General features: G+C 40.7%; 9 protein-coding genes and 1 tRNA gene. 9 read left to right on the plus strand and 1 reads right to left on the minus strand.

Going from position 1 to position 9,246, the window contains the following annotated elements; genetic code table 11:
• The first annotated feature begins 23 nt into the window (after positions 1–23).
• Positions 24–596, plus strand: a complete 573-nt coding sequence (locus WBJ10_RS06870) for a DUF4199 domain-containing protein (RefSeq protein WP_424288778.1) — start codon at positions 24–26, stop codon at positions 594–596.
• 100 nt (positions 597–696) lie between these two features.
• Here the strand turns inward: WBJ10_RS06870 and WBJ10_RS06875 are convergent, their stop codons facing one another.
• The gene (locus WBJ10_RS06875; RefSeq protein WP_424288779.1) at positions 697–924 is read right to left on the minus strand and encodes a hypothetical protein; all 228 of its coding nucleotides are present in this window, start codon (positions 922–924) and stop codon (positions 697–699) included.
• 452 nt (positions 925–1,376) lie between these two features.
• On the opposite strand from WBJ10_RS06875, the gene WBJ10_RS06880 reads away from it, so the two are divergent.
• From WBJ10_RS06880 to WBJ10_RS06915, 8 genes are all read left to right on the plus strand, one after another.
• A complete protein-coding gene (locus tag WBJ10_RS06880) occupies positions 1,377–2,330 on the plus strand; it encodes a glycosyltransferase family 2 protein (protein ID WP_424288780.1) in 954 nt (317 codons plus the stop codon).
• Positions 2,331–2,399: 69 nt separating this feature from the next.
• Entirely contained in the window at positions 2,400–3,368 is a 969-nt protein-coding gene (locus tag WBJ10_RS06885; protein WP_424288781.1) for a glycosyltransferase, read from the plus strand.
• A 3-nt stretch (positions 3,369–3,371) separates the two neighbouring features.
• Positions 3,372–4,112, plus strand: a complete 741-nt coding sequence (locus tag WBJ10_RS06890) for a DUF975 family protein (protein ID WP_424288782.1) — start codon at positions 3,372–3,374, stop codon at positions 4,110–4,112.
• A complete protein-coding gene (locus WBJ10_RS06895; RefSeq protein ID WP_424288783.1) occupies positions 4,102–5,610 on the plus strand; it encodes a GH3 auxin-responsive promoter family protein in 1,509 nt (502 codons plus the stop codon). The genes WBJ10_RS06890 and WBJ10_RS06895 overlap by 11 nt, the downstream gene beginning before the upstream one ends.
• Positions 5,603–6,790 (plus strand): 1-deoxy-D-xylulose-5-phosphate reductoisomerase, encoded by a 1,188-nt coding sequence (locus WBJ10_RS06900; RefSeq protein WP_424288784.1) that lies wholly within the window; start codon positions 5,603–5,605, stop codon positions 6,788–6,790. The genes WBJ10_RS06895 and WBJ10_RS06900 overlap by 8 nt, the downstream gene beginning before the upstream one ends.
• A gap of 25 nt (positions 6,791–6,815) precedes the next feature.
• Positions 6,816–8,144, plus strand: a complete 1,329-nt coding sequence (rseP, locus tag WBJ10_RS06905) for an RIP metalloprotease RseP (protein WP_424288785.1) — start codon at positions 6,816–6,818, stop codon at positions 8,142–8,144.
• A gap of 183 nt (positions 8,145–8,327) precedes the next feature.
• Positions 8,328–8,861, plus strand: a complete 534-nt coding sequence (gene hscB, locus WBJ10_RS06910) for a Fe-S protein assembly co-chaperone HscB (protein WP_424288786.1) — start codon at positions 8,328–8,330, stop codon at positions 8,859–8,861.
• 229 nt (positions 8,862–9,090) lie between these two features.
• Positions 9,091–9,170, plus strand: a tRNA-Leu gene (locus WBJ10_RS06915).
• Positions 9,171–9,246: the final 76 nt, after the last annotated feature.

Below are 9,246 nucleotides of genomic sequence, written 5' to 3' on the forward strand. Positions count from 1 at the left end.
AAACCTTATCTAAACTCTTAAAAATGGAACTACCATTACAAAATTTAAACAAGGCTGCTGCAACCAACGGCCTTATTATCGGTATTTTAGCAGCTATCCTTGGTATCGTAACGTATTATGTTGCCCCAGCTATGATGGGCAATATGTGGTTCGGTATTGGGAATATGCTATTTCTTTTGCTTGTGTATATATTCTTCACAATTGACCTTCGTAAGAAAATTGGGGGCTACTGGAGTTTCAAGCAGGCATTGAAAGGCATTTTTTTAATGGCTCTTATAGCAGGATTGGTATTAAGTGTTACCAATTACGTGTTCTACAAATTCATTGAGCCAAATGCATTCGAAAAGATTTCAGTGTATGTAGAAGAGGGTATGACCAAAACTCTCGAAGGTATGGGAATGGATTCTGACCAGATTGAAACCACTGTTGAGGAACAGGTAAATACCATGAGGAAACAATATGACCCAAGCCCTATGGACCTGCTTCAGAATCTGGGAGTTGCTATTTTGATTGAATTTATAATGTCCTTGATATTCGCGGCCATATTCAAAAAGGAACCGCCAATCTTTGCACCTGTTGAAGACGATGTAGACTAAGATTTAAGATAAAAGTGCAGGTATCTGGATTTAGAGGATATCTGCACTTTTTAATGGCCAGATGATTTGTATTCTTTAGTAATCTAATCGGCGAGATTTATTATTTTTCCTTAATGCTTTCCAGGTTTTTTACGATTTCAAGTTCACGGAAATAATCCAGACTTAATTGTGAGGTTATAAAATCAATAATTACAGGATAGTCTTTAGCTTTATTTATTTCGTTTTCATCAACAGTAAAAGAGTTTACGATGACCTTAGTTTCAGAAAACGAAGGCAGATACATTTCTGAAAACTTATCCAGGAATTCCCAGCCGTCTACCTTGGGCATGTGAATATCTAAAATAATCAATCTCGGGTAATCGGCAGAACGAATGTCTTTAAAACGGGAATAATAATCTAATGCTTCCTGCCCGTCTGACCGTAATTACATTGTCAGTTATCCCAGACTTCAGTAATAGCTTTTTCTGTATGAATAAATTTATTGAACTGTCGTTGATGCAGAGTACTGGTGTCATGTCCCTATCAGGCAATTAGCGTGCTACAAATAAACTTTACGGCGAATTTGTTTGGAAAAAGGGTTTAATATTTGAAATATATCTCTGAATTTTCAATTTAACTCCAATTATCAAGCCTGACAGACTTTCTATTCATCTTTTTCCCTAACGGAAAGAAAACTATAAATTCTGACTTTATTTAATGAAATTTACACCATTCATTTGAGCAGAAACCTATGCCACCATGCGTTCACCTTTCACCTATCAACTTTCACCTCTCCAATAAATGAATATATCAGTAGTCGTTCCTTTATTTAACGAAGCAGAATCCTTGCCTGAATTGACAAGCTGGATTAGCCGTGTAATGAAAGAGCATCAGCTTACGTATGAAATCATTCTTGTCGACGATGGGAGTAACGATGGTTCATGGGAGGTTATAGAAGAATTAAAAAAGCAGCTTCCTAATATCGTTGGGATTAAGTTCCGGAGAAATTATGGCAAGTCAGCCGCACTGAATGTTGGTTTTGAAGCCAGTCAAGGAAATGTGATTATCACTATGGACGCCGATCTTCAGGATAGTCCGGACGAAATACCGGAGCTGTACCGTAAGATCACGGAAGATAAATTTGATCTTGTCTCCGGCTGGAAGCAAAAAAGACATGATCCTTTGAGCAAAACGATCCCTACGAAAGTCTTCAATTATTTTACGCGTAAGATGTCAGGAATACACAATCTTCACGACTTTAATTGCGGGCTTAAAGCCTACCGAAAGGAAGTTGTTAAGAATATTGAGGTCTACGGAGAGATGCACCGTTATATTCCTGTTATTGCAAAGTGGGCAGGATTTAAAAAAATTGGGGAGCAGGTTGTAGAACACCGCGCAAGGAAATACGGGACTACCAAATTTGGGCTTAGCCGTTTTGTGAATGGTTTTCTGGATCTCCTGTCGATATTTTTTGTGGGGAAATTCTCGAAAAGGCCCATGCACTTTTTCGGCACAATGGGAGCATTAAGTTTCCTTGCGGGATTGTCAATAACAATTTGGATCATCGGTAATAAGTTGTATAATATTTCGATGCATATTCCGAATAACAGGGATGTTACCGATCAACCGCTGTTCTATATCGCCCTGGTCGCTATTGTGGTTGGATTTCAGCTATTTCTTACCGGGTTCATTGCCGAACTTGTCTCGCGTAACTCGCCGGAAAGAAACTCATATCATATTGAGAAAACGGTCTAACGAAGTAAAACCAGTCCAGTCGCAAAAGGTATAGCGATGGAGGAAGGTACCCAGTAATAATTACGCAACATGTTTTTTTCGATAGTCATTCCCTTATTTAATCGTCCGCAGGAGATTAATGAACTGCTCCACACCCTGACTAAACAAACTTATCTTCAGTTTGAAGTACTTGTAATTGAAGATGGGTCGGTCGAAAAGGCAGAGGATATTGTGAGCAGCTACTCCGATAAGCTTGATATCGGCTATTATTATAAAGAGAACGAGGGCCAGGGTTTTTCCAGAAATTATGGTTTTGCACGTGCTAAAGGAGATTATTTCGTGGTTTTTGATTCAGACTGCCTGATACCAGAAGATTATCTCGAAACTGTAAAAGATTATTTATTAGAACATCCGCTTGACGCCTATGGCGGCCCGGATGGTGCCCACCATTCGTTTACAGCAATACAAAAAGCAATCAGTTATTCCATGACATCACCGTTTACAACCGGGGGGATTCGCGGAAACAAAAAACATATAGGACAGTTCCACCCCCGAAGTTTTAATATGGGGATTTCACGGGAGGTTTGGGAAAAGACCGGGGGATTTATTCTTACCCGCCTGGGCGAGGATATCGAATTTAGTATTCGGGTACAAACACTCGGGTTTGAGATCGGATTAATACCCGGGGCGATCGTTTATCATAAACGGCGTACAAGTTTCGCGCAATTTTATAAGCAACTGCACTTTTTTGGGAGGGCAAGGATTAATATTTATAAACACTTCCCATCAGAGTTGAAGGTAGTTCATTTTTTTCCCGCTTGCTTTACGGTATTTCTTTTTCTGACCCTGATTTTAAACCTTTTAAAACAACCATTAGCCGCATTTTGTAATACTATGCTGGTTCTGTATGTTTTGTTGATATTTTTCCATTCCTTAACAATAAACAGATCAGTAAAAGTTGCATTTTTGAGCATTATTGCGTCATTCGTACAGTTAACTGCTTACGGAATGGGTTTCATACAGGATTTATGGAAAAGGGTAATATTTAATCAACACTAAAGTATGGATAGAGAGATTACGGTGAAGGATGTATTTATGGATTCATGGCAGTTGGCTAAAGACAATATCATTGTATTGCTTGGGTTGACAGTAGTTCAGTTCGCGGTGATTTTTACGATCTCGTTGCTTGCTCCAGCATTGGGGAATCTCAGTGGTTTACTTTTATCTCTTTTCGACGCTTTCTATACCGTAGCATTTTATCAGGTGTTTTTCAAGTTGATCGATGATCCGAAAGATGCCTCTTTTCCGGATGTCGTTCCCAATCTGGTTAAAGCATTTAACTTTTTACTGGTTAAATTGATTATTAGCCTGGTTCTGGTTTTCCTGATAGCGGTGATAAGTTCTGTGTATTTTTTCAACACGCCTCACATTGAAATAGATCAGGAAAACCCGTTCACCTGGGACCTGCTTCCCATTTTTATCCTGATTTCAATCCCGATAACATACCTAACCATTCGCCTTTGCTTTGTAGTTGCATTTATCGTTGATCAGGAGTCCGGTTCATCAGAGTCGATAAGTCAGAGCTGGACGCTCACAAAAGGCCATTTCTGGTTCATTTTAAGGTTGTTTCTCCTGATGTTGGGGGTGAACATTCTGGGGGCTATGGCGCTGGGCCTGGGTACACTGTTTAGTGTCCCTTTCTCCAGCATCATTCTTATTATTGCATACCGGCACATGGTAAACAATTATGCAGATGAGGAGGAAATACTACTTGACGAAGTAGAAAAGAACGATGGGAATTAAGTCTTTTTTAGTTAAGCCTGTTGCTGCATTTGCAGTAATGCAGATCAATAAATGGAAGAAAAATCCACTGGCTGCCCAGGATAATGTTTTTAATAAGCTCATTAAAACTGCCAAAGATACCGCGTTCGGCAGGGACCATAAATTCTCGGAAATTAGTTCATATGACGATTTTAAGAAGAGGGTACCTGTTCGGGATTACGAAGGAATCAAAGATTATATCGAGCGTGTTGTAGATGGCGAAGCCAACGTGCTATGGCCGGGTAAACCTAAATATCTGGCTAAGACATCAGGCACAACATCAGGAACAAAATATATCCCAATTTCCAGCAGTTCGATGCCGGAGCATGTGAAGGCTGCGCAAAATGCCATGTTTTGTTATATCCATGAAACGGGCAAAGCTGATTTTCTGGATGGCCGTATTATTTTCCTTCAGGGGAGCCCTGTACTGGAAAATAAAAATGGGATTGCATTTGGACGCCTTTCAGGAATTGTCGCGAATCATGTCCCAGCCTATCTTCAAAGAAACCGTCTTCCTTCTTTTAATGCAAACAGTATCGAAGATTGGGAAGAGAAAGTGGAAGCAATTGTGGCAGAAACTATCAATGAAGATATGAGGCTTATTTCAGGCATCCCACCCTGGGTGCAGATGTATTTCGACCGCCTTTCTGCTCATGCCGACGGAAAGAAGATCAAAGATATTTTTAAAAACTTTTCACTTTTTGTTTACGGTGGTGTAAATTTTGAACCTTATCGAGCCAGGCTGGAAGAAAGTATTGGTAAAAAAATCCCTTCGATCGAAACCTATCCGGCTTCCGAAGGCTTTATAGCTTTCCAGGACTCTCAAACTGAAAAGGGCTTGCTCTTGATTTTAAATTCAGGTATTTTCTATGAGTTTATTCCTGCTGAAGAATATTTCAATGATAACCCCACCCGTGTTTCCCTTAAAGACGTGGAACTGGATAGAAATTACGCCTTGATAATGAATACTAATGCCGGTCTATGGGGATACAGCATTGGTGATACCATCAAGTTTGTTTCCAAAGATCCTTACAGGATAATTGTCAGCGGAAGAATTAAACATTATATTTCGGCTTTCGGCGAACATGTGATAGGAGAGGAGGTGGAGACGGCGATATTGACTGTTGCAAAGGAAGAAAACTTGGAAATAACAGAATTTACGGTCGCTCCACAGGTCAGTCCCTCCAATGGCACCTTGCCTTACCATGAGTGGTACGTGGAATTCGTAAATCCTCCTGCAGATCTCAAAGCTTTCAGTATTAAAGTGGACAAATCTTTGCAGGCCTTAAATTCGTATTATCTGGACCTTGTTGAAGGAAAAGTTTTGCAGCCACTGATTATGCATTCCTTGAAAAAGGATGCATTCAGAACTTATATGAAGTCGCAGGGTAAACTTGGGGGACAGAACAAAGTCCCACGATTATCCAATGACAGGCTGATTGCTGACGAATTAGATAAACTGATAAGTCGTGATGAATAATTTGAAAGCAGATCAGAAAACAAAAAATATTGCCATTCTCGGCTCGACCGGTAGCATTGGTACTCAGGCACTGGAAGTTATCCGTCAGAATCCGGACCGGTTTAGGGCATTTGTGCTTACCGCACAAAATAATGCTGAACTACTGATTGCCCAGGCATTGGAATTCAAGCCAGCCTATGTCGTGATTGGAAGCCGTGAAAAGTTTGAGGATCTGCAGATTATATTGCATCCGCACGGAATAAAAGTGCTTTGCGGGATCGATGAAATGTGTGAGATAGTTACCCACGCCGATATTTCAATTGTACTCACGGCAATGGTCGGTTTCGCAGGACTTAAACCGACACTAGCGGCTATTAAAGCTGGAAAAGATATCGCATTAGCGAACAAAGAGACACTTGTCGTGGCCGGTGACCTCGTAACCAGCCTTGCTGAAAAGCACAATGTCAAAATATTGCCGGTCGATTCGGAGCATTCTGCCATATTCCAATGCCTGGCTGGTGAAGAAAATAACGCCATTGAAAAGATCTACCTGACTGCTTCAGGAGGGCCGTTCAGGGGAAAAGATGCCTCATTTTTAGCATCAATTACTAAAAATGAGGCATTAAAACACCCCAATTGGGTCATGGGCGCAAAGATCACGATCGATTCGGCTTCTTTGATGAATAAAGGCCTTGAGGTGATAGAAGCCAAGTGGCTGTTTAAACTTGATGTCTCCCAAATTGATGTAATTGTTCATCCGCAGTCTATAATACATTCGATAGTTCAATTTCAGGATGGCTCGATGAAAGCGCAAATGGGCCTTCCTGACATGAAATTGCCTATACAATATGCGATAACCTACCCGGAAAGGCTGCCGAATAATTTCCCCAGATTTAACTTCATGGGTTTTCCAAACTTGAGTTTCGAACAGGCTGACAAAAAGACGTTCAGGAACCTGGCTCTTGCATTTGATGCGCTAAATACGGGCGGTAATATGCCATGCGTCATCAATGCTGCCAATGAAATTGTTGTGGCTGAGTTTTTGAACGATCGTTTAGGATTCCTGGAGATGAGCGATGTGATAGAGGACTGTATGTCAAGAATCCCGGTCATTTTAGAACCTGCGTTGGAAGATTATTTGGAAACTGACCGTCAGACACGGGATTATGCCCAGAACTTAGTAACAAACAGGAAATTTTAATATCTAAAAAAATAGAGAATAAAGCATGGATGGATTAATAATGACAGGTCAACTGTTACTTGGATTATCAATTTTAATTATATTACACGAAGCAGGGCACTTTTTCGCCGCCCGGGCTTTCGGCATAAAGGTGGAGAAATTCTACCTGTTCTTTGATGCATGGGGATTTAAGTTAGTAAGCTTCAATTATAAAGGGTGTGAATATGGGATTGGATGGCTTCCGTTAGGAGGTTATGTAAAGATCGCAGGAATGATCGACGAATCTATGGATACTGATCAGTTGGCAGGCCCGCCACAACCCTGGGAGTTCCGCTCCAAACCAGCTTGGCAACGACTTATTGTCATGCTTGGAGGCGTAACTGTAAATATTGTTCTTGGTATTTTTATATTCTGGATGCTTACACTTAGCAACGGCGAAACATTTGTGCCAAATGATAAAATACCTTATGGGATTGCCCCGGGAGTAATTGGGAAAGAGATTGGCCTCCAAAATGGTGACCGAATTACTGAGGTCAACGGCAAACCCGTTAAACGTTTCGAAGAACTAACGAGTTCTAAGGTTTTACTTGGTAATACAGAACTTACTGTTCTGCGTAATGGTGAAACTAAAAATATTCATGTTCCCGGTGATATTCTTGAGAAAGTATCTGATCTTGGAATCAGCCAGTTCGTAGAACCCAGGGTGAAGATGTCCGGAATAACAATGGTGGAACCAGGTGGAAATGCTGAGAAGGCTGGTGTAAAAGTAGGGGATAGCATTCTCTCAGTTAACAATACGGCTATAACTTATTATGATGAGTTTAAGCAACTCGTTGTTGCCAGCAAAAATAAGCCGGTTGAATTGACGGTAATTCGGGACGACAAAACCGTTCAAATACCTACTCAAGTTTCACCTGAAGGAACTGTCGGAATTTATATTCCTCAATACTACAACATCCCTCTTGAAACTGTAGAATATGGCTTCCTTGAAGCATTGCCAGTTGGAGCTTCACGAGCATGGGGCTCGTTTATGGATAACGCAAAAGGACTGGGCAAGGTTGCTTCTGGCCAGGTAAAGGCAAATAAAGCATTTACAGGCCCTATTGGTATTGCAACGATGTTTGGTTCTACTGTCAATTGGGTTAAGTTCTGGAGCCTTGTAGGATTACTTTCAATGGCCCTTGCCTTGATGAATCTTTTACCAATCCCAGCACTTGATGGTGGCCACGCTGTCTTCCTTCTGATCGAGATGGTCAAAGGCAAACCTCTGGGTGATAAATTCATGGAACGCGCGCAAATGGTTGGATTTGTGATCCTTATTACTCTGATGGTATTTGTGTTTGGGAATGATATTATAAAGCACGTGATAAACTAGTTGACAGTTGAGAGTTGAGAGTTGAGAGGTGAGAGGTGACGGTTGGCGGTTTACGGCCGCTAGGCATCCAGTATCCTATGAATCCTATCATCCTATGAATCCTAATCCTTTAATCTTATCATCCTACTAATCCTATTCCAGACAATAAAATCCTATTCCAGACAAAACCCTATTCCTAATTAAATGCCCGATAAATCCTACTTCGAGTTATACGATCTTCCTCCTACATTCAAAGTCGACGAGGCCTTGCTGAAGAAAAAGTTTTACGTTCTGAGTAAAGAATTTCATCCGGATTATTATGCGAATGAATCAAAGGAAAAGCAGGACGAAATACTGGAGCTTTCAACTCTTAATAATAAAGCCTACAAAGTTCTTTCAGATCCGTTAAAACGGATCGAATATATTCTGGAACTTAATGATATGCTTGTGGAAGGTGATAAATATGCCCTTCCTCAAGAGTTTCTGATGGACATGATGGATGTAAATGAAGCTTTGATGGACATGGAATTTGATCCTGATCAAGGCCGATTAATGAGCCTCTCTTCAGAGGTCGACCAGTTAGAAGCTTCTTTGTTTGATGAACTAAAGCTCCTTACTGATGAATTTGACTCTAAAACTAATCCGGATCAAAACGGCATCCTGTTGAAGATTAAGGATATTTGGTATAGGGAGAAGTATTTGCAGAGGATTCGGTCGAGTATGGGGAAGTTCAGATAAGGTGATAGGTGATAGGTAAAAGGTGAAAGGTGAAAATGGAAGTGGCAAGTTTTGGTCTGCAGGGCCTTCAGTTGAAATGAAACTTAGTATCGGAAATCTAACTGGCATATTTATCTAAACAACCTTCCATAATTTCAAAAAAATTTCTAAGTTTGTGGCCCGTATAACACACTAAGCTCGGCGTTTAGTTACTTACAACTTATAACGTACAACTTAAAACTCAAAAAATGCCCAGCTGGCGGAACTGGTAGACGCGTCGGTCTCAAACACCGATAGGAAACTGTGCCGGTTCGATTCCGGCGCTGGGTACATAAACCGACTTTAAATATATTTAGAGTCGGTTTTTTTATGTGACATTCGGATTACTTCTTTCTCAGCCCAGACA

Source organism: Daejeonella sp., assembly GCF_049655485.1.
Lineage (GTDB): Bacteria > Bacteroidota > Bacteroidia > Sphingobacteriales > Sphingobacteriaceae > Daejeonella.

Excerpts from the sequence above, each read along its gene's own strand:
- WBJ10_RS06870 (WP_424288778.1), top strand. The coding sequence starts at position 24 with ATGGAACTACCATTACAAAATTTAAACAAGGCTGCTGCAACCAACGGC.
- rseP (WP_424288785.1), top strand. The coding sequence starts at position 6,816 with ATGGATGGATTAATAATGACAGGTCAACTGTTACTTGGATTATCAATT.
- WBJ10_RS06890 (WP_424288782.1), top strand. The coding sequence starts at position 3,372 with ATGGATAGAGAGATTACGGTGAAGGATGTATTTATGGATTCATGGCAG.
- WBJ10_RS06895 (WP_424288783.1), top strand. The coding sequence starts at position 4,102 with ATGGGAATTAAGTCTTTTTTAGTTAAGCCTGTTGCTGCATTTGCAGTA.
- hscB (WP_424288786.1), top strand. The coding sequence starts at position 8,328 with ATGCCCGATAAATCCTACTTCGAGTTATACGATCTTCCTCCTACATTC.
- WBJ10_RS06900 (WP_424288784.1), top strand. The coding sequence starts at position 5,603 with ATGAATAATTTGAAAGCAGATCAGAAAACAAAAAATATTGCCATTCTC.
- WBJ10_RS06885 (WP_424288781.1), top strand. The coding sequence starts at position 2,400 with ATGTTTTTTTCGATAGTCATTCCCTTATTTAATCGTCCGCAGGAGATT.
- WBJ10_RS06880 (WP_424288780.1), top strand. The coding sequence starts at position 1,377 with ATGAATATATCAGTAGTCGTTCCTTTATTTAACGAAGCAGAATCCTTG.
- WBJ10_RS06875 (WP_424288779.1), bottom strand. The coding sequence starts at position 924 with ATGCCCAAGGTAGACGGCTGGGAATTCCTGGATAAGTTTTCAGAAATG.